The sequence below is a fragment of the Methanosarcina sp. MTP4 genome (genome assembly GCF_000970045.1).
Lineage (GTDB): Archaea > Halobacteriota > Methanosarcinia > Methanosarcinales > Methanosarcinaceae > MTP4.
This window is the reverse complement of sequence record NZ_CP009505.1, coordinates 2,525,053-2,545,133: the sequence shown is the minus strand read 5'-3', so window position 1 is coordinate 2,545,133 and position 20,081 is coordinate 2,525,053. Positions and strand designations below refer to the sequence as shown.

Genomic DNA, 20,081 nt, shown 5'->3' with positions numbered 1-20,081 from the left:
AAAAAGAACAGGTCAATTTTGAATTAATTCTTAAAAAAGTTGAGTTAGATCCAATGAATAAAAAAGGAAGGGACAGTAGAATCCTGATGGATTCCGTTCACTGTCCCTGTAACTTCTGACCGGCAGCCTGCAGGGCTCCACCGAGGGCTTTTGCAAGCTCGCAGTTTTCGGAGCACTTTGAGGGGCATGTGCAGTACTTTGGGACGTTTTCCATCATCCACTGTCCGAGGAAACCAAAGGCTTTGAGTTCTTCGGAACTGGCATTCTGTACGTAGTTGTTAATGTCTTCTAACTCCATGAATTATCACCAAACAGTGAAGTGTTGTGTATATTTATATACTTGAGCGTCATAATTATGTACACGTCACTTTTTTGTACAGAAATATGACCTTAAAAATTTAAAATAGAGGACATTTATGGTAAATTTGTCTGCTTTTTGACCCTCTTCTGGACTTTTTTATTGAGTTTTTCCTCTTTTCTTCCTGATCTTTTTTTCTGGTTTTTATTCCAAATCATGTAGGCATACAAAAGTAATTGATAAGAAAGACAATGAGAAGAAAGTGACAATAAAATGGGAGTGACAACTGGAAGAGAGTAGTAAAAAATTCAAGCAGAACTTTGGAACTATTTTTAAATACGGCGGTCTGGCTATGCGGACAAATTTAATAGCTGGAAAATGAGTGGGTGGAGAACATAAAAAGGATGGGATTAAGCACGATGGGGTATGAAATCCTGGGTGAAATATGGGGGAAGTTGACGAAACCCAGGCGTAATATATAAATAGGAAAAATAATAGTGTTTATTATAATAAAGCGGGTCAATATGGTAAAATATTGATAAGAGAACATACATAAAAATATTAGGGCTCAATGCCTGAAAGATAAATGGCAGTTTATCTGCCAGGTCACACAAGCCCTATGTAAACAAAGTAGGTACACGGTCGCTGCACGGTGTGGTGTGTAGATATTAAAAACGGCTCAAAATCAGTCACATTATAGCAGATTGAGGGTTGTGTATCTACTTAATCCGTACCAAGGCGCTGATCCGCAAGCCGTAAGGCTCCGTGGAAGACCTCTGTGTGCTCGCACTCACAGGAGTCTGAGTTGCAGAACCGGATTCCGTAGTGCTGCATCCACTGGTTAAGGTAGCCGAAGGCTTCAAGCTGTTCGTCACTGGCATTCAAAACAAAAGCAGTGATGGGGTGCGCGGAGTCCGTAGTGTCAATAAAACTCGAAATCACACATTCTTCTTCCTGGGTAGACTGTACTTCTTCGTAGACCGATGGCCGGCAAAAACGCCTCCATGCGGCGTGGTGTTCTTCTATTTCCATATGTCAATGCCTCCATATATTGTACAATATATAGTTTACATATTTTAAAAATGTGCTGTATACATATAAATTTGAGCGTCATGATTATGTACAAATAGCACGCAGTACAGAAAAATGACCTTTTAAAGAGAACGTTCACAATAAATTAGAAGAAGTTTACGAAAAAGTTAAAACCTTTTCAATGCAAAATATAGCATAAAGAAGGTACCTGACATGAACTCCGAACCCCTAACAGAGAGTCCAAACCTGAGCGGAAAAAATAGCCAGTCAGTAACCGGGGAACCCATAAGTTCACTTGAAAATGTCCCTGACTATTTTTTGAAATATGATGTTGAGAGTAGTTACTTTGAAGAACTGCATTCCATAAAAGAAGAAGTTACCTCCCTTCGAAACGAGTTCTCCCGCTTCCTGCAGCGGGCAAACCAGCAGCATATCGAAGGGATGCTGACAGAGATGAGAAAGAACTTCATGAAGCCCATGGTTGACTACATCTGTGAGGACGCAAACGAGAGGATGCACAACAACATGACCCGGGACTGCGGGATGCGGGAGTTCTGCGAAACGGCATTTAAGGACATCTTGCAGGAAACTGCTGGGCTGGTTGGCAGGGGAAAGGTCGACTCAGAGACCGTAAAGCAGTACAGGAGCAGGCTGGAGGAACTCCGGAAAGAGGCAAAAACTCCCCAGTGCAGCAAGTGCTTTTCGGAAGCAACTTCCCTCTTTGAAAAGCAGGTCAAGCTCATGCGCTCCCTCCAGATCTACGAGGACCGGGAAGAAGAAGGCAAAAAAGGAAATATCAGCGAAATGCCACCCGAAAAGCTGGTCTCCGAAATCTGCGAGCCTATTGCTAACAAACAGCGCCTTCTTATGCTAAAGGCTCTTTCCGGGGAAAGCAAGACCTTCTCCGAGCTTTCAAAACTGACCGGCCTCAGGGGCGGAAACCTCCTCTTCCACCTCCAGAAACTCCTCGACACCGGGATGATCCTGCAGAGAAGCGAACGTGGAGACTACATCATCACCCGAAAGGGATTTTCTACACTCCAGGGGCTTTCACGGATCTATTCTGAAGTTGGAGAGGCTTAAAGCAAGCGAAAAATGCCGTAAGCTCCTTTTTCCATTCCTTTTTCCATTCCTTCTTTCATTCCTTCTTTCATTCCTTCTTTCATTCCTTCTTTCATTCCTTCTTTCATTCCTTTTTACCATTCCTTCTGTTTTGAATTTTCCACCGGGCTGACGGGATGAACAAAAGGAATGGTTATCAAAAAGAATAGTTTTTATTGAATAAATTTCCTTTTTATAATAGAGATACTGTGGACAGGCGCCACAAGCAGATAAGCCTGAAAAATCTTGCGAGGGGGACCACTATTACCAGAAATGAGATGCAAAACAGTTTTTCCGGAAAGAAAAAGACCGGCAGTGAAAAACCTGATTTTTTAGAGGCTTTTGGGTCATTTGATGAGCTAAAAGCTGTTCTGGAAAACATTCCCTCAGTTATTTTTTTGCGAAAAGCAGAGGCAGGGTTCCCTGTGGATTTTGTCTCCGAAAACGTTTCACTTTTCGGGTATGAGGCCGCGGATTTCAAGGACGGAAAACTCCTATACTCAGACCTTATCCACCCTGAAGACCTGGAAGCCTTCGGCTTTGCCGTAATCAGCAATTCCGAAAGAGGGATCAGGGACTATGCCCAGAAATACCGTGTTCTAACAAAGGCCGGGAAAGTGCGCTGGGTAGAGGACCGGACTCTTGTAAGGTACGGGCAGAAAGGGAGAATAAGAGATTATATCGGCTTCATCAGGGACACCACCGAAGAAAAAGAGCTTGAAGAAAAGCTGGAATACTCGGAAAAGAAGTTCAAAGCCCTTCTGGAATACAGTGACGACGGCATCATCATCCACGACAGAGACGGGAAGTTCCTGGAAGCAAACGAGACAAGCTGCAAGCGCCTCGGGTACAGCAGAGAAGAGCTCCTGCAGATGACGCCCTATGACCTTGATCCGAAGTACAAAAAAAGCCTCCCGAAAATCTTCAAACGAATCTATCGGGAAGGGGAGTACAACTTCGAAACCGTACACATGCGAAAGGACGGATCTATCTTCCCCATCATATTGAATACGCACATCATGGAATATGACGGAAAGACCATGGTCCTGACGGTTGCAAAGGACATGAGGGAACAAAAAAAGACGAAGGAAGACCTGCTCTATGCCATGAAGGTCAGGAATGTCCTGGAAACTGTTGTAAACAACAGTCCGGTTGTTGTATTTCTCTGCAGTCCCGAGAACAAATGGCCTGTGGAATTCATATCCGAGAACATCAGCCAGTTCGGGTATAGGGTTGAAGATTTTACAGAAGGGAAGCTGCTTTTTGGCGACATCATACATCCATCTGACTTTGAAAAAGTCAAAGACAACCTGAGGAGGAACTGCCTGGAAGGGCAGACCGATTTCAGCCAGGAATATCGCATACTGACCGGGGACGGGCAGGTCCGCTGGGTGGACGAACGGACTTTCATCCAGGCGGATGAGAAAGGGGAAACTGCCTACCTGCAGTGCGTTATCATGGACATCACCGAACGCAAGCAGGAAAGCGATTTCCTGCGGATCCAATGCGAAATGGGAATTGCACTCATCACAACGGACGATTTTAAGGAAACCTTTAAACAGCTGCTTGACCTGGCGCTGCAGGTAAGCCCAATCGATTCGGGATGCTTATACTTAGTGGACAAAGAAACGGGAGCTCTCTCCATGGAAACCCAGAAGGGGCTATCTCCGAGTTTTTTGAAGTTTGCTTCTAACTATGACGGGAATTCCGTAATGGCACGGCTGGCAAGAAACGGGCAGCCCGTATACAAGCACCACTCCGAGATCTGCTCCCTGACAAATGTAAAACTCCAGCCTAATGAAAAACTTAAGGCTGCGGCTTTTATCCCAATCTCCTATAAAGGAGAATTTGTGGCAGCCCTCAAACTTACCTCCCACACGGAAGATGAAATCCCTGAAAACGCTCGTAAGACCCTTGAAACCATAGCAACCGAATTAGGTACCGCTATCGGAAGGATAATGGAAAAAGCCGAACTCAAGAAAACCTGTAGAGATCTTGAGGGGCTCTTCAATACCCTGGACGACCTCCTTTTCATAATGGATGATGATGGCTGTATTGTCAAATGCAATCATGCATTTTTGAAAAGACTGAAGTATACGGAAGAGGAACTTCTCGGGCGAAGTGTAGTCTCCCTTCTCCCCTATAAAAAACAACTGGAAGTAGCAAAGAATTTATCGGAAATTCTTGAAGGGAAAAAGTCTTTTAGTCTTCCCTTATTAAGTAAAGAAGGAGAAGAAATACTGACTGAAACCCGAATAAGCAGAGGAAACTGGAAAAACAGGGAAGTCCTGATCAGCCTTTCCCGTCCCGCGCAGGAAACCGCTGAGGGTGAATAAACAAAAATTATACAATTGCCTATTCAGGGAAGTTTCCAATCAGTTGTTATATATAAAAACTCATCTTTTGCTTGTGTTGTATCCTGAAATGTTGAGAATTAATTTGCTATACTTCATTTCGCATGCGCATGGATAACATTCAGAGCAGTGAGACTTTTCGGATAGGCTCTAAGTGCAAATAGTGGAACGAGTTTGAAGTTGTGAGAAAATAAAAGGTCACCCTTGTCCTTATTCAACAATTGTAAAAGAAATTTAAAGTGCGAAATCTTTTTGGTATAAATTGCTTCAAAGAAAACTTTGTCCTTTACTCGCAAGTATATTTTTTTATTTTTCTTGCCGGTATATTATTAATAATTCTCAATTAAATAATACTCTTATTTATAATTTTCTAAGGCAAAACTATGACTATTTTTTTGATAACAAGGCACATAATGCTGTTTTTTTCATATGAGCAGATTTGAAAAAAAACTATCTAATTATATTTATTGTGATCTAATCCGCAAGTTCTGGAATGTTGTCCTTAAATAAGTTAGGAAATGATGCGATTTAAGGAGCTTAAAATACGGTAGCATCCAACTATTCATTAGGTGGGGTTCGAAGCATTGAGAACAGACCGCTGGAATTCCATCTTAGGAATCTGTACACCATAAAAACAGATTTACTAAAACCCGAAAAATGGAAAAACGAAATCTGAAATTCCAAGGAAAATTTTCTCAAAAACAGAAATAACCAGATAAATACGGCCCTTGCTTTTCACCATTTCATGAAGTTAAAGGGCCGGAAAATTCCAAAAATGGCAGAGTAAAAAAAACAGAGTGGTTTTATGAGTTCTAAGGAAGAAATCTTAAACGAATTAGCGGATGCTGTGGTCGGCGGAAAGCAGGACCTTGCAGTAGAGCTTGCGAATAAAGCAATCGACGAAGGCGTTGATGCCTACGAAACAATCATGAAGGGCTGTGCTCACGGGATGAGTATTGTGAGTGACAAGTATGATAAAAGGGAGATGTTTGTCCCCCATATCATGATGTCGGCCCGGGCGATGAACTCGGCCGTGGAAGTCCTGCAGCCTCATGTGAATGTTGAAAGTATCGAAGACCCCGGGCACGTGGTCATGGGGGTGGCTTTTGGCGACATCCACGACATAGGGATCAACCTGGTAAACAGCCTGCTTGCAGCTGCCGGTTTCAACGTCCACCACCTGGGAAAGGACGTTGCTCCCGAAAATTTCATCGAGGCTGCAAAAGAGCACAACGCTGACGTAATCGGAGTATCGGCCCTCATGACCACAAGCATGCTGGTCATGAAAGATGTAGTAAAACTGACCAGCGAAGAGGTTCCCGGCGTAAAGGTCATGGTCGGGGGAGGGCCCGTATCCCAGAACTTCTGCGACGATATAGGGGCGGATGCCTACGCCGAAAACGCTCCTGAAGCCATTAAAGCCGTCAAAAGGCTCGTAGCCGAAAGGAGGGCATAAAATGGACGAAATGAGCCATGGAGAACGGATCAAAAAAGCAATCGACCTGAAAGAACCTGATAGGGTCCCGGCATTTAGCCCCTGCAGCTGGGGCGTAAACATGGCCGGGGACAACATCAACCGCGTGGGGAAGCCTGAAAAAGACGTTTACCTCCCGAAATTCGTCCATAACCCGGACATCTACGCCGACGCCTGGGTCAAAGCCGTGGACCGGTTCGGTTTCGACTTTGTCCATGTCCTTGTGGGCTCCAACGTCCTCGCCCTTCCCATGGGCTGCAAGGAAGTCGAACCACCATGGGGTGTCCCGCAGGTCGTCAGCGAAGCTATCGAAAAAGTAGAGGACTGGAAGGACCTGAAATTCCCGAACATGGACACCGACGGGAAAATCCCTGTCCAGCTCTCCGCAATAAGGCTGCTCGACAAAGAACTGCACGAAAAGCGCGGGGACGATATCTTTGTCACAGGAACGTTTATGGCCCCTATGAGCCTTGCAGGTTTCCTGCTGGGAGTCGAGCCCCTGATGTTTGCAATGATCGAAAAGCCCGACGAGACCAGGGAGCTCCTTGAGTTCTGCGCCGATGTGGGAATCGAATGTGCAAAGGCCCAGATAGACGCCGGAGCCGACCACATCTTCACCCCTGACCCGACAGCCTCGGGTGACCTGATCCCTGCGGAATTTTACGAGCAGCTTGCATTCCCCGCTGCAAAAAGGCAGTCGGAAGCGATACGCAAATACAAGGACAAATACGCCCATCACTATCACATCTGCGGAAACACAGCCGACCGCCTGGAAACCCTGGCCGAAGTGGGAATGAGCGTTATAAGCCTGGACAATCAGGTAAGCCTCAAAGATGCAAAGAAAAGAATAGGGGACAAAGTCTGCCTCTGCGGAAACGTAAACCCGGCAGACGCCCTTTTCATGGGAACCCCCGAGAAAGTCGAAGCCGAAAGCAAACAGTGCATCGCAGACGCAGGTCCCGGAGGCGGGTTCATTCTCTGGTCAGGCTGCGACTTCCCGCTGGACTGCCCACTTGAAAATGTCGAACGTTTCTACGAAATGCCCAAAAAATACGGGAAATACCCGCTCCAGGGCTAAAAACTAAGGCACGATTACAATGAATAGTAAGGAACGTTTTCTTGCTGCCCTTGCGCGAGAAGAAGTGGACAGGGTCTCTGTAGCCTGTCCTCTTCAGACAGCAACTGTTGAGATGATGGCGGAAACCGGGGCAGCCTGGCCCGAAGCACATTCCAGCGCACAGAAGATGGCAAAACTGGCCCTTGCCGCCAACCGGTTAGGAGGAATTGAAAGCGTAAGGGTTCCCTTCGATCTATGTGTTGAAGCCGAAGCTCTGGGCTCTGCCATACACGGAGGAAAATCCGATTCCCAGCCTTCCATCAAAGATCCGGTTCTCAGTGATCCGGAGAAACTCTATTCCCTGGAAGTCCCGGATCCTTCAGAAGCCGGAAGGATGCCCGTGGTGCTAGAGGCAATAAAGCTCGTGAAAGAAGAGGACCCCACCCTCCCGATCATAGCCGGGATTACCGGGCCCTTTACCCTTGCCGGGCAGATAAGAGGTGTCGAAGCCCTGTTAATGGACATGTTCGATAACCCGGGCTTCTTTAAGGACCTGCTCTCCTTCACAACCGTGTTGCTGATAAGTTACGGGCGTGCCCTTGAAGAAGCCGGAGCCGATTCGATCGTAGTCATCGATCCCTCGGCAGGCAGCGAGCTCCTGGGATGTGACTTCTACCAGGAGGCAGCCTATCCCCCCTGTTCCAAACTTGTCCACAGCCTGGACAAACCGGCCATCCTCCACATCTGTGGGGATTCAACCCCTCTTCTGGGGATGATGGCAGACACAGGAGTTGCAGGTGTCAGCCTTGACCATCTGGTGGACATCCAAAAGGCAAAAGAACTGGTGGGGGACAGGGTTGCAATCATAGGCAACATCAACCCCCCGGACACCCTCTTCCTGGGCAGTCCGGAAGACGTCCGGGCCGAAGCTCTCGAATGCATTGCCAGGGGAGTGGACATCCTCGCCCCGGGCTGCGGAATTCCCCCCGGAACGAAGCTCGAGAATATAAAGGCTATGGCTGAGGCGGCAAAAATAGTCGAAAAATGATCAAAGAGTAGAAGCCCATGAAGCTTCATCCTGTAGAATTAATTTCTCATATAAAATAAATGGAAAGTAACTCACAGAACTGTAAAAACGGATGATTAAAAAAAGTGTGTAGCTAAATGGCAAATAACTCAAAGAACTGTAAAAACGGATGATTAAAAAAGTGTGCGTTGCAGAGTCTCATGTTAAAAGGTGATAGGGAATAAAAACCAATCACCCACTTTTATTGTATTAACAACAAGTAATGCAAAAGAGGGAGTTGTAAACTTGAAGTATTTTAAACTGATAGCGGTAGCTCTGGTTGTACTATGTGTATTTTTACCAGGAATTTCTCCGTGTTCAGCAGACACTTTGGAAATTCGTGGTACCACGTACGACACCGGGAGTGTAGAAGCAGATGACCTTTCATGGGATTTTAGAACATTTGATGGATTTATATATGGCATAAGAGCTCCTTACGGCTATGTTACGACAGTAATCCCGGAGAGGCTTTATTATACTGACAAAGGTGGAAGCCCTGCGCTTGGCAAATCAAATCCTACTTCTCATACATTTGATGAAGGAGAACTTATCTATTATACCCAGCCAATCGACACCCCATATGAAGTTTTTGACAATGAAATTGGTGTGACTAAAATTGATTTTGCACCATTCTTTTACATGTTCGGCAAGGTTTACATCGCAGCTGGATATGACGCTACCAATCTTGCTACCTTAGTCTTTGCACAGGGGCCTGATGACAGAAAAACGCTCAAAGTAGGAGAAACATGGGAATGGCCGGAAGGCTACAGCCTAACCCTGAACGATGTAGACATTGAAGGAAATACATGCCATTTCTCACTGTGCAAAGATGGCGAGCTATTAGAATCAGGAATAGTGGACACAGGTACAGGTGACATTAACGACAAGATTTACACGGCTAATGCGGATGTCGGCAGCAGTTCCGACCTTATATACTTTGTAATATTCGTGGACTCCGTCTTCCAGGGGAGCACCGATAAGTTTGCCAATTTCAAATACTCGTTCCTGATAGACCAATATCAACCGTTTTCTGTTGATGAAGATTATGAGTATGGTGTTTTCACGGTAGATTCCGCAGCGAAGGAGGGCATTACGATGTCCAACAAGAAAGGAATCAAGTTTACGGTAGATAGGGATGCAAAGTGTTACCTTACTGACGAATGGTATTTCAGGATCTCGGATATGGGCAAAGGGACGAATGGCGGATATGTCATCTATCCTGCAATGGAAGTAACATTAGGAGAAGAGAATAGACTATCTGAAGATACAGGCGCAGAAGAACCAGTAGCAGAGGAAATCGAGTCTGAAGAACTTATCGTCATTAACATGAGTGAAGTAGATGCGCTTGAAACCGAAGAGTCGATCCCCGGAGACACGATCGCTGAGGAAAATAGCGAGGAAGCTAAAACTGCAAAATCAAGTAGTGCACCGGGATTTGGAATACCGCTTGCTGCTTTGAGTATTTTTTCAATGGTGTTACTTTTCAGAAGAAAACTGAGCTGAACTGACTGAACTTAACTTAAGAAAACAGGTGAGAAAGAAATCCGATACTTGATTAAAGGAGGAATTAATTGTGTCAAATGAACCATTGAAATTTGGACTTATCGGGGGCATTGCAGGCTTGGTACTTGGTGGAGCGGCTAACTACTTTATTATTCCGGTTCCGGTTGATGCCCTGGCTAACGGTATTGGAAACGGAATAACCGGATTTATAAGTGGATTTGCAGCAGGGTTCCTGGGATTAACAATGTACATCAAAGAGAAGAAAACTGAGCTGAACTGACTGAACTTAACTTAAGAAAACAGGTGAGTAAGAAATCTGATACTTGATTAAAGGAGGAATTAACTGTGTCAAATGAACCATTGAAATTTGGACTTATCGGGGGCATTGCAGGCTTGGTACTTGGTGGAGCGGCTAACTACTTTATTATTCCGGTTCCGGTTGATGCCCTGGCTAACGGTATTGGAAACGGAATAACCGGATTTATAAGTGGATTTGCAGCAGGGTTCCTGGGATTAACAATGTACATCAAAGAATCGATGAAAGCAACTGATTAATACATTTTGTGCGACTTAATGAAGTGCACCGGGAACTTGATTTAAGAGGGTAAAGATTCTGTGAGTTACTGAAAGCAGTCCCTAATACGAAGCTTTAAGCCTTTCAGCCAGAAGTGCTGTTTTCAGTTTCTCCTTCCTCAAAGCTTCCCCGGATTTATGCCCCGGGAAAACATATCCATGCCGAGTACTGGGCAGTTGTAAACGGGTACAAAAGAAGCTTAATCACGCTGATGACAGCGCCTGTCCATACCCCTCTCCATCAAGATGGCACTGTTGTCAAATATCCCCCAGAAGTGAGTAAAAGACCTGCAAAACCTCCCCTGTGTAGCTGCATATTTGCCATTTATGCCGTTGCACAGGATTTTGTGTCCGATCGGAAAGCCCCGGTTACGGGTTAGCTCCATCAACTCAAACTGGTTTGCCATTTCCCACTCGGGAAAGATGGTTTCGGACAGGAGCTTTCCGGGATGATAACAGATACCTCTCCACTCCTAACCTCCAGGTGAGAGAGGTCCATAACTCGCTTCAATGGCTTCAGGATGTTCCTCAGGTCATACCTTGAAAAGTCAGGATCATTTTGCCTTTTCTGGCAATATTCCATGACATTTAGGAATGGTGAAAATATAACTTCAGATTTTCTGATCGGGAATTGCTCTATTAATGAGTTTCCCATTAAAGAACCACGGATGGACACGGATAGACACAGATTTAAACCATCCGTGTTCATCTGTGTTCATCTGTGGTTTATTCTCAAATTTTGAAATCCTTGATATTATATTTGACTAATTCCTTAATGTCCTGAAGCTATATTTTTTAGCTATAGTCAAGAACCTAAATTCCTTCACCAATCTTAATTGAAATTTTAACCACAGAAAGCCCGGAAAACACGGAATAAAATGAATAAGGGGCACAATCCTTCCGTGCCTTCCGTGTCTTCCGTGGTCATAAAGCAAGTGTAAATATTTACGTCAGGGACTATATTTCGGAATCTGCCTCCAAAAGAACGGAGGAACTGAAAAATCTGACTCATAAGCATCGAAATTTCAACGAGGGCGCTCGTGCCTTCGAGCAGGATGCTGTAATTAACACCTACGCACAGGTATCGATTTCCTGTTGAAAGAGAACAGTGTGTTCTTATTTAATAAGTTTGCTATAAGTCTTCTATAAGATTTCCTCATCTTCGATAATAAGTTCGATCGAAAAGCTGTGACTGATTCAGGCATCTGCTGGCTCTTACATCATAAAGATAGGTTAGGATAGCAGCCTTCCTGCACGGGATCGGTTTCAAAGCCTATCCGTCTGAGGCTCCTGAAATAATAATAGTATTTATATTTAACTCATGCGAAATAATATTCATTTTTTTTATACAGAGTTGGAAGAAGCTGTTTTTCCCACGAAGTCATAAAACGGCTAACTAAAAAAAATATTTTTAATTTTCAGGACTGCAAAATTCCGACTTCAGACCTTTAAAATAGCTGGGAAATTAAGCAATTTACAAAGGTATTAAATTGATGCAGCCTCTAATATATTAATAGGTGGGAGGGTTGACGTTGAGAACATCGAAAGTTCACGTTCTCATAATGAGATCTTCACACCGTAAAATACACACCACAAAAACCCAGAAGATGAATATAGGCGCCTGAAAATTGAAAAACGGGCATTTAAAAAGGCGTAAATTTAAAAAGGCATAAAAACCCAAAAACCCGGTTCCGGGCTTTTCCCAGGTCCGGAGTCCGGGAAACTTCTAAAAACGGCAGAGTGAAGGCAGAGTAAAAAAGCAGAGTGATTTTATGAGTTCCAGGGAAGAAATCTTAAACGGATTAGCGGATGCTGTGGTCAGCGGAAAGCAGGGCCTTGCTGTGGAGCTTGCAAATCAAGCAATTGAAGAAGGCATTGATGCCTACGAAGCGATCATGAAGGGCTGTGCTCACGGGATGAGCATTGTGAGTGACAAGTATGACAAAAGAGAGATGTTTGTCCCCCATATCATGATGTCGGCACGGGCGATGAACTCGGCCGTGGAAGTCCTTCAGCCTCATGTGAATGTTGAAAGTATCGAAGACCCCGGGCACGTGGTCATGGGGGTGGCTTTTGGCGACATCCATGACATAGGGATCAACCTGGTAAACAGCCTGCTTGCAGCTGCAGGTTTTAACGTGCACCACCTGGGAAGGGACGTTTCCCCCGAACAGTTTATCGAGGCTGCAAAAGAAAATAACGCAGACGTAATCGGGGTATCGGCTCTCATGACCACAAGCATGCTTGGCATGAAAGATGTGGTAAAACTGGCCAGCGAAGAGGTTCCCGGCGTAAAGGTTATGGTCGGGGGAGGGCCCGTATCCCAGAAATTCTGCGACGATATAGGTGCGGATGCCTATGCCGAAAACGCTCCTGAAGCTATTAAAGCCGTCAAAAGGCTCGTGACCGAAAGGAGGGCATAAAATGGACGAAATGAGTAGTGGAGAACGGATCAAAAAAGCAATCGACCTGAAAGAACCCGACATGGTCCCGAGTTTCGGCCCCTGCAGCTGGGGCGTAAACATGGCCGGAGACAACGTCAACCGCATGGGAAAGCCTGAAAAGGACGTTTACTTCCCTAAATTCGTCCACAATCCAGACATTTACGCCGACGCCTGGGTAAAAGCCCTGGACCGTTTCGGTTTCGATTTCGTCCATGTCCTTGTGGGCTCCAACGTCCTTGCCCTTCCCATGGGCTGCAAAGAAGCCGAACCACCCTGGGGCATCCCTCAGGTCGTCGGAGAAGCCATCGAAAAAGTAGAGGACTGGAAGAACCTGAAATTCCCCAACATGGATACCGACGGGAAGATCCCTGTCCAGCTCTCCTCAATCAGGCTGCTTGACAAAGAACTGCACGAAAAGCGCGGGGACGATGTCTTTGTCACGGGAACGGTTATTGCCCCCCTGACCCTTGCCGGTTTCCTGCTGGGTGTGGAGCCCCTGATGTTTGCCATGATCGAAAAGCCCGATGAAACCAGGGAGCTAGTGGAATTCTGTGCTGACGTTGGTCTCGAATGCGCAAAAGCCCAGATCGATGCCGGGGCAGATCACATCTTCACCCCTGACCCGACAGCTTCGGGCGACCTGATCCCTGCGGACTTTTACGAGCAGCTTGCATTCCCCGCCGCAAAGCGCCAGTCCGAAGCAATCCGCAAATACAAGGACAAATACGCCCACCACTACCACATCTGCGGAAACACAGCCGACCGCCTGGAAATCCTGGCTGAAGTGGGCATGAGCGTGCTCAGCCTGGACAACCAGGTAAGCCTCAAAGAAGCAAAGGAAAGGATAGGGGACAAAGTCTGCCTCTGCGGAAACGTAAACCCGGCTGACACCCTTTTCATGGGTACTCCCGAAAAAGTCGAAGCCGAAAGCAAACAGTGCATCGCGGACGCAGGCCCCGGAGGCGGCTTCATCCTCTGGTCAGGCTGCGACTTCCCGCTGGACTGCCCCCTTGAAAACATCGATCGTTTCTACGAAATGCCCAAAAAATACGGAAAATACCCACTGAAGGGCTGAAACTACGGGAATGCATTGGAAACTCAAAGAAAGCCATGATGTGTTGTGAATCCCTTCATGGCTCTTTTTTCCTATTTTTCAGAACCTCTTTAAAATCATACCCATCTGCCGGCCCTTTAAATACCCACTTGCGGTCTTAAACTTCAATTCATCCCCCACAGAAATGCATTTAACTTTCAATTCCGTATTTTTCATAGGGGGAAGTGCTATCACCGTTAGCAAAGACGAAATTATCGAAGTTCTCAAAAACGTCTACGGACTCGAGATTCCTATCAACATAGTGGACCTCGGGCTTGTCTACGGCGTGGACGTTGAAGGGGACAGGGTAGATATCAGGATGACACTTGCAAAAGCGGGCTGTTCAAAGTGCACGTTCATCACGGAAGAAGTCCGGAAAAAGGTCGAGGCAATCGAAGGGGTGAAGCAGGCGAAGGTCGAACTGGTCTGGGACCCGCCCTGGACGCCGGCCAGGATATCGGGAAGGATCCCGGAAGATGTAAAAAAGCAGATTTTGGCCTGAAGCAATTGAAAAAAGCTATTTGCCTTTTCTACCAGGTAATTCCTGATCAGAAGCAAAAAACCCTGTGCAAAAGCACCAAAATGGCAAACATGCAATTGCACAGGAGAATTATGGCAGGTCTTATCACTTTTCACACGCTGAAGGGGTATTAAATCAGTGTCCTTTAAATTGTTATTAAAGGCACTGTCAGCATGACTTTTATTAATTTATGGGATATTTTCCGTATTTTATCGGAACTTCCATGAATGCCTTCACATTTTTTAGGGAGCAATCTATGGGAAGGTCGCATCCCGACCAGTAGATGTACCCACCACCGGGAGCTGCATCCCTTATGCACTGACGCCCTTCTTCTTCGATCTTTTCAGGAGTCCCCAGGAAAAGGGTCTCCGCAGGGTTTACGTTTCCGCAGAGGCAGACCTTGTCGCCGATCCTCTCTTTAGCCTCTTTCATACTAACTTTGTAATCCAGGCTGAGGAAGCTTACACCTATTGAAGCCAGGTCTTCCAACCTGTCAGCCGTGTCCCCGCATATATGATACATGCAAGAATACCTATCCTTATGGCCGACAATCGCTTTACAGTACTTCTGTGCATAAGGTAGTGCAAATTCCTTGTAGAAATCCGGGGGGATCAGGTCTCCTGAGGCTGAAGGGTCGGGACAGAAAATCTGGTCTGCACCGGCATCAAGCTGGGCTTTTGCAACTTCTATGGCTACGTCCGTGCAAAAATCAATAAACTCTTTTGTATCATCCGGTCTGTCGACCATGGCAAACATCAATTTTTCAATACCCAAAACCAGCCCTGCTATCGTAAAAGGTCCGTTTGTGAGCCCGTCTATAAAAGTATCATTTCCTCTTTTTTCATGCAGCCCCTTCTCCACCAGCCTGATCGTATCAAGTTGCGTAGAGGTTGTAGGGTCTTTTTCAATGTTCGGAAACTCCAGGTTTTTCCAGTCTTCTACTTTATCGATTGCCGTTCTGGAAATCGCTGTCGTGCTCCAGTAAGGCTGATTTGTTTCACATCCAAGGGCAACTGCCACAGGTTGATTGGACGAATAACACCAGACAAAGTCAGCATCAAAAAGTTCAGTTGCCTTGAAATGAGCTTCAGCCTGAATCGCCGGTGTGTTGAGGAATTGGGGCATGCTGACATCTTTTTCTTTTTTGCCGATGCAGTTCAGGTTATTACCTGCTAAGTTTACTGCCCAGCTAAGTGTACAAAACGCCGGAACTCTATCTGGCTCCTTGAGGTCTATTGCTGCTTTGACCCTTTCTCCATGACTCATTTCTTCTTTTGTGCTCATACATACACCTCGAATTTTTTTACAAATTGCTGGCCGTCTTATTAGCCAGTTTTACGTTATTTCAGCACAACGTTATTTCAGCACACCTTCTGCAATCACATAAACTTCCGCACTTACATGCACCTGTAAAGCCGGAAACCCGGGTATAACTGCTGGTCCACTTCAAAAGACCAGAATTCATCTAATTTGTCCAGACTTCAGGACTCAGCAAATTTATTCAGACTTTAGAACTTAGCTAATGTATTCAGATTTGTTTATTGCGCACCATTGAAATTTTTCATCGGAACTCTTCAACTTCACTCCAATGAGGTGGCAGTGTCCCTAATTTTCTGCAAGCAAGGGGTTAAATTTCATAGATTTTTTAAATTCACCGTTTTTTGGTCGTTTTACCGTATTGGCCTTATCGAGAGCGAATCTGCCAGCCTGTAATTCTCGGGGTTTTTGACCTTCCAGAAATTGTGGGACACTATCCGGGATTTCACCCTGAGGATTCCACCCGTGAAGCTCTTCGAAGAGCTACAAATTAAAATGCTGAAAAAAATAATTTAAACGCTTCCAAATTATCAGAAACCCATCCTATTCAAATACTGCGGATACTTAAAAATAAAATAATAAAAGTTAACTAACTTCAGGCAAGTCCGTGGAAATCTGGCAAAAACGATACGTTGAAAGCCAGGATACTAAAAATCAGGAATGAGATATTTTAGTAAATTATAAATATGAGATGCATCTTTTAAAAAAAATAAATAACACCACTTTGCAAAATAATTACAAAAACAGGTTAAAAAGAGATTAATATTTCATTAATAATAATTTGGTTTTTTTCTTCATATTATAAAAGCCTGCTTATCAATCAAAGCCCGGAAAAGAGATTTTGCACACCCAACCCTTCTCAGGGCTGCACCTGCGCTGTGATAGGGCTATCATGCTCCGGAATTTTGAACTCCCTGCCATGAGAATGAGCATCGTTGTCCGGAGTAGCTCCAAAAATAAGTACTGAAGGGTTACAAATCAAATACAAATCAAATCCCAATTTGCTCACCTCGGTCAAGGATTTCCCGGGAAAGGCATATTATAGCCTCGTAACCATTCCACTCCCCTTTAACAGATCTGGTCTCAACCGGAACTGCTATTCCATTTTTATCGAGAAACGGAATATCGCTGAAAGACCTTTTTCCAGCCGCAGTGTCAGAAAAGACCCTGGCTGCCTCCAGCATCTGAGAACGGGCACAAAGTTCAAGAATATTCATACCCGGAAGCTCTTCCTTTGAATAAGCCAGGCGTTTAACAAATGCCGGGTTGCAGTGGACAATACATCCGTCCGGGCTGAGTATAAAAAGAAAATCTTCCAGTACATCAAACAGATTTTGAAAGTCGTTACTTTTCTTATTAAATTCTGCTTCATCCGTTACACGTTCAATAACTACCCCCACCTGAGAAGCAATAGTTTCAAGCGAACTGCGAGAAGCTTCCGGAATGTCATTCTTGCTGTGTGATATAAGTTTGAGCACAGCTATAATTTTTCCCCCGCATTTCACTGGCATGAGGGCTGTAGCACGCAATTTTTCATCCGGGGGAAATTTAACAGCCGTCATGGAACTGATTTCCGGATGGGTCTTATACACGGGTTTTCCTAACATGAGCAAACGGACAAAGACAGAATTCGCATTGTAGTGGGAATCATTTTCAACGTATTGGGGAGACAAACCCTTGTAGGCTACAAGATCCAGGACACCTGTGGATTTATCGAACACATAAAGGCAGCCGGAATCGAAGGGGCTTATATGGAGAGCCAATTCGAGTACCTGTTTATATGTATCCTGTAAATTATTGTTGAAAGCAAGGACATTTCCAAGGTCGCACTGAATTTGCAGGAACTTACTGCTCCTTTTATTCTCTGTGATGTCAACGATAATACCCTGAATGGAAGTGAGCGTATTATTTTCATCATACTCGATAAAAGTCCTTTCTTCAACCCAGCGTACCTCGCCGGATTTCGTCAAGACCCTGTACTCCTGAATGTAGTTTTTCAAACCGGCTTCCAGACTCCCGGTATACTTATTCCTTACTTTCAGGATGTCGGAGGGGTGAATTATGTCGCCGTACAAAACTTCTCCGGATGTGAAATCCTCGGCTGCATACCCAAACTGATTAATATTTTTAGATACGAATTCCACAGGCCAGTTGTGTTCAGCCCTCCAGAAAAAAATGACTACCGGACTATTATTTATAACGTTCTCAATCATTATTTTCATTTCATGAGAACGCCTCATTTCTTCCGCATATTTTTGAAGCGCCTCCTCGGCTTTTTTGCGCTCAGTGATATCGTTAATAAATGCGAAAAGATATTCTTCACCCTCAAACTCAATATAGTTTAACGTTGTCTCGGCAGGAAAAACACTACCGTCTTTTTTGCGGTAATAGCCTTCAAACACTACTAATTTTTCCTTTTTATGACTTTTCCAGGCTTTTTCCCAATTTTTATCCCAACTATCTTCTGAAAATTGAGTTTCAACATCGAAGACCATCATTGCAAGTAGTTCTTCTCGGGAATAGCCGTAATATCTACTGGCTGCTTTGTTGACGTAGATAAAACGACCTTCGGAATTAATCCAGAAAATGGGCTCTATACTGTTTTCAATTGAATGTTGTACAAGAGGAACATTTTTTTTCATTACGGTCTGGTCGGTAAGACCAGGGTTTAGATTGTCGGAATCCATTTTTGTCCCCCATAAATTAAGTTGATGGACTTGGTGAAGGTATTCAATGTTAACATTATATTAATTAATTCTATATATCACTATTAATTTATTTTCCATCAAGTGCATATATAAATCTCCAGAAATACTATTTTTAAAAGTTTTTTACTAAAAAGAGAAAGTACACTGTCTTTAATCCACATGACTAATTCAAAAAAATATTCTGAGAAAGTTTTAAAAAACATTCAGCGCCAAAAACGGTAAAAACATAAAGTCATGATAGGTCTCCTGCGCCCTATCAGGAGGATTTAGCAGGATAGTGAAACAAAAATTCCCTGAAAATGCTATTTTAGAGGATTTATTGCCAACAAGCTTTTATATCACGATTAGTCAGACCTGCCAGAATGGCTTTCAATAAAGCCCAAAAAATTAGCTTTAATCTTTTTGTTTCCCTATAGTGACATTGCAATAAATGTTTCAACCTAATCCATCATATTTATAGTTTATCAATCTGGCCAGTCACAATTTTTTTCATATCACTTCGCACAATGCTATTTTTCCATACTTCGAGGGATTTGGAGCAACTACAAAATTAAATTATATATGTGTCATGGGAGGTGGACACCAGCCAGTACCATATATAAAAGCTATGAATAATTGCGGCTTAGGATGGTTTAAATGCCGTAAAAACAGCTTTTGCAATGAGAACGTTGCACCATAGTTCTCATCACACTATCTGCACCACAAAATGTGAAACCCTGACAAAAAAAGAGTAAAAAGAAGCATGCAAACAGGCAAACAGACTAACAGACGAAGCATGCGAAGAAAAAGGAAAATCGATAAACTCAAACAGACCCAAAACCGTCCCTTGTATTTCACTTCAAGCACGAGGGCCGGGAAAAAGTTCATTAAAAAGGCAGAGTGGTAATATGACTTCTAAAGAGGAAATTTTTGAAAGCCTGGCAGAAGCTGTGGTCAAAGGCAAGCAGGATCTTTGTGTGGAACTTGCAAACAAAGTGATCGAAGAAAAGGTAGATGCCTATGAAGCGATCATGAAAGGCTGTGCTCATGGAATGAGCATTGTGAGCGACAAATATGATAAGAGGGAAATGTTTGTCCCTCACATTATGATTGCAGCTCGGGCCATGAACTCGGCCGTGGAGATCCTTCAGCCCCATGTAAACGTAGAATCAGCGGAGAAACCGGGAGATGTGGTCACAGGCGTGGTTTTCGGTGACGTCCATGACATCGGGATCAACCTGGTAGTCAGCTTGCTGGGAGCCGCAGGTTTCACGGTCCACCACCTGGGAAAGGATATTGCCCCCGAAAAGTTTATCGAGGCCGCAAAAGAGCACAATGCAGATGTTATCGGGCTGTCTGCCCTCATGACCACAAGCATGATGGGAATGAAAGAAGTGGTCGAACTTGCGAGGGGGGAAATCCCGAGCACTAAAATCATGATTGGAGGAGGCCCCGTATCCCAGCGCTACTGTAATGATATAGGTGCGGATGCATACGCCGAAAATGCCCCGGAAGCCATCAAAGCTGTCAAAGAGCTCGTAGCAGCAAAGAAAGCTAACTGA

18 protein-coding genes are annotated in these 20,081 nt (G+C 44.6%); 13 read left to right on the top strand and 5 right to left on the bottom strand.

The window, feature by feature from the left end; genetic code table 11:
* Positions 1 to 97: 97 nt before the first annotated feature.
* Together MSMTP_RS10540 and MSMTP_RS10535 are read right to left on the bottom strand one after the other, a co-directional pair.
* Positions 98 to 298, bottom strand: a complete 201-nt coding sequence (locus MSMTP_RS10540; RefSeq protein WP_048179076.1) for a hypothetical protein — start codon at positions 296 to 298, stop codon at positions 98 to 100.
* A gap of 723 nt (positions 299 to 1,021) precedes the next feature.
* Entirely contained in the window at positions 1,022 to 1,330 is a 309-nt protein-coding gene (locus MSMTP_RS10535; protein WP_048179075.1) for a hypothetical protein, read from the bottom strand.
* 213 nt (positions 1,331 to 1,543) lie between these two features.
* Here MSMTP_RS10535 and MSMTP_RS10530 point away from each other — a divergent pair, with 213 nt between their 5' ends.
* The 8 genes from MSMTP_RS10530 (at position 1,544) to MSMTP_RS10490 (ending at position 10,440) form a co-directional block, all read left to right on the top strand.
* Entirely contained in the window at positions 1,544 to 2,413 is an 870-nt protein-coding gene (locus tag MSMTP_RS10530; protein WP_082090588.1) for a winged helix-turn-helix domain-containing protein, read from the top strand.
* Positions 2,414 to 2,607: 194 nt separating this feature from the next.
* Positions 2,608 to 4,767 (top strand): PAS domain S-box protein, encoded by a 2,160-nt coding sequence (locus tag MSMTP_RS10525; RefSeq protein WP_197076067.1) that lies wholly within the window; start codon positions 2,608 to 2,610, stop codon positions 4,765 to 4,767.
* A gap of 823 nt (positions 4,768 to 5,590) precedes the next feature.
* Complete coding sequence (locus MSMTP_RS10515; protein ID WP_048179071.1) at positions 5,591 to 6,241, top strand: corrinoid protein; 651 nt, start codon at positions 5,591 to 5,593, stop codon at positions 6,239 to 6,241.
* Between the two features lies 1 nt (position 6,242).
* Entirely contained in the window at positions 6,243 to 7,337 is a 1,095-nt protein-coding gene (locus MSMTP_RS10510) for a uroporphyrinogen decarboxylase family protein (RefSeq protein ID WP_048179069.1), read from the top strand.
* A gap of 19 nt (positions 7,338 to 7,356) precedes the next feature.
* Entirely contained in the window at positions 7,357 to 8,364 is a 1,008-nt protein-coding gene (locus MSMTP_RS10505) for an MtaA/CmuA family methyltransferase (RefSeq protein WP_048179068.1), read from the top strand.
* A gap of 189 nt (positions 8,365 to 8,553) precedes the next feature.
* Positions 8,554 to 9,885, top strand: a complete 1,332-nt coding sequence (locus MSMTP_RS10500) for an S-layer protein domain-containing protein (protein ID WP_082090587.1) — start codon at positions 8,554 to 8,556, stop codon at positions 9,883 to 9,885.
* Between the two features lie 70 nt (positions 9,886 to 9,955).
* A complete protein-coding gene (locus MSMTP_RS10495) occupies positions 9,956 to 10,165 on the top strand; it encodes a hypothetical protein (protein WP_082090586.1) in 210 nt (69 codons plus the stop codon).
* A 65-nt stretch (positions 10,166 to 10,230) separates the two neighbouring features.
* Complete coding sequence (locus tag MSMTP_RS10490; RefSeq protein WP_048179063.1) at positions 10,231 to 10,440, top strand: hypothetical protein; 210 nt, start codon at positions 10,231 to 10,233, stop codon at positions 10,438 to 10,440.
* 218 nt (positions 10,441 to 10,658) lie between these two features.
* Here MSMTP_RS10490 and MSMTP_RS19735 read toward each other — a convergent pair whose 3' ends face one another.
* Positions 10,659 to 10,865 (bottom strand): hypothetical protein, encoded by a 207-nt coding sequence (locus MSMTP_RS19735; RefSeq protein WP_197076066.1) that lies wholly within the window; start codon positions 10,863 to 10,865, stop codon positions 10,659 to 10,661.
* Between the two features lie 1,365 nt (positions 10,866 to 12,230).
* Here MSMTP_RS19735 and MSMTP_RS10480 point away from each other — a divergent pair.
* The 3 genes from MSMTP_RS10480 to MSMTP_RS10470 all read left to right on the top strand — a co-directional run bounded on the left by MSMTP_RS10480 (position 12,231) and on the right by MSMTP_RS10470 (position 14,497).
* Complete coding sequence (locus MSMTP_RS10480; protein ID WP_048179060.1) at positions 12,231 to 12,881, top strand: corrinoid protein; 651 nt, start codon at positions 12,231 to 12,233, stop codon at positions 12,879 to 12,881.
* Position 12,882: 1 nt separating this feature from the next.
* Positions 12,883 to 13,977: a uroporphyrinogen decarboxylase family protein gene (locus MSMTP_RS10475; RefSeq protein WP_048179058.1), complete on the top strand. Its 1,095-nt coding sequence runs from the start codon at positions 12,883 to 12,885 to the stop codon at positions 13,975 to 13,977.
* Positions 13,978 to 14,140: 163 nt separating this feature from the next.
* Entirely contained in the window at positions 14,141 to 14,497 is a 357-nt protein-coding gene (locus MSMTP_RS10470) for a metal-sulfur cluster assembly factor (protein WP_048179056.1), read from the top strand.
* A gap of 201 nt (positions 14,498 to 14,698) precedes the next feature.
* Here MSMTP_RS10470 and MSMTP_RS18025 read toward each other — a convergent pair whose 3' ends face one another.
* The gene (locus MSMTP_RS18025; protein ID WP_052718371.1) at positions 14,699 to 15,799 is read right to left on the bottom strand and encodes a uroporphyrinogen decarboxylase family protein; all 1,101 of its coding nucleotides are present in this window, start codon (positions 15,797 to 15,799) and stop codon (positions 14,699 to 14,701) included.
* Between the two features lie 874 nt (positions 15,800 to 16,673).
* Between MSMTP_RS18025 and MSMTP_RS20210 the strand changes: the two genes are divergently transcribed.
* Positions 16,674 to 16,799 carry a hypothetical protein gene (locus MSMTP_RS20210; protein ID WP_255350970.1) on the top strand — a complete coding sequence of 42 codons (126 nt, stop codon included), beginning with the start codon at positions 16,674 to 16,676 and terminating at the stop codon, positions 16,797 to 16,799.
* A 22-nt stretch (positions 16,800 to 16,821) separates the two neighbouring features.
* On the opposite strand, the gene MSMTP_RS10460 is transcribed toward MSMTP_RS20210, so the two are convergent.
* Positions 16,822 to 18,519, bottom strand: a complete 1,698-nt coding sequence (locus tag MSMTP_RS10460) for a PAS domain S-box protein (RefSeq protein WP_052718370.1) — start codon at positions 18,517 to 18,519, stop codon at positions 16,822 to 16,824.
* 908 nt (positions 18,520 to 19,427) lie between these two features.
* Here MSMTP_RS10460 and MSMTP_RS10455 point away from each other — a divergent pair.
* Positions 19,428 to 20,081 carry a corrinoid protein gene (locus MSMTP_RS10455; RefSeq protein ID WP_048179054.1) on the top strand — a complete coding sequence of 218 codons (654 nt, stop codon included), beginning with the start codon at positions 19,428 to 19,430 and terminating at the stop codon, positions 20,079 to 20,081.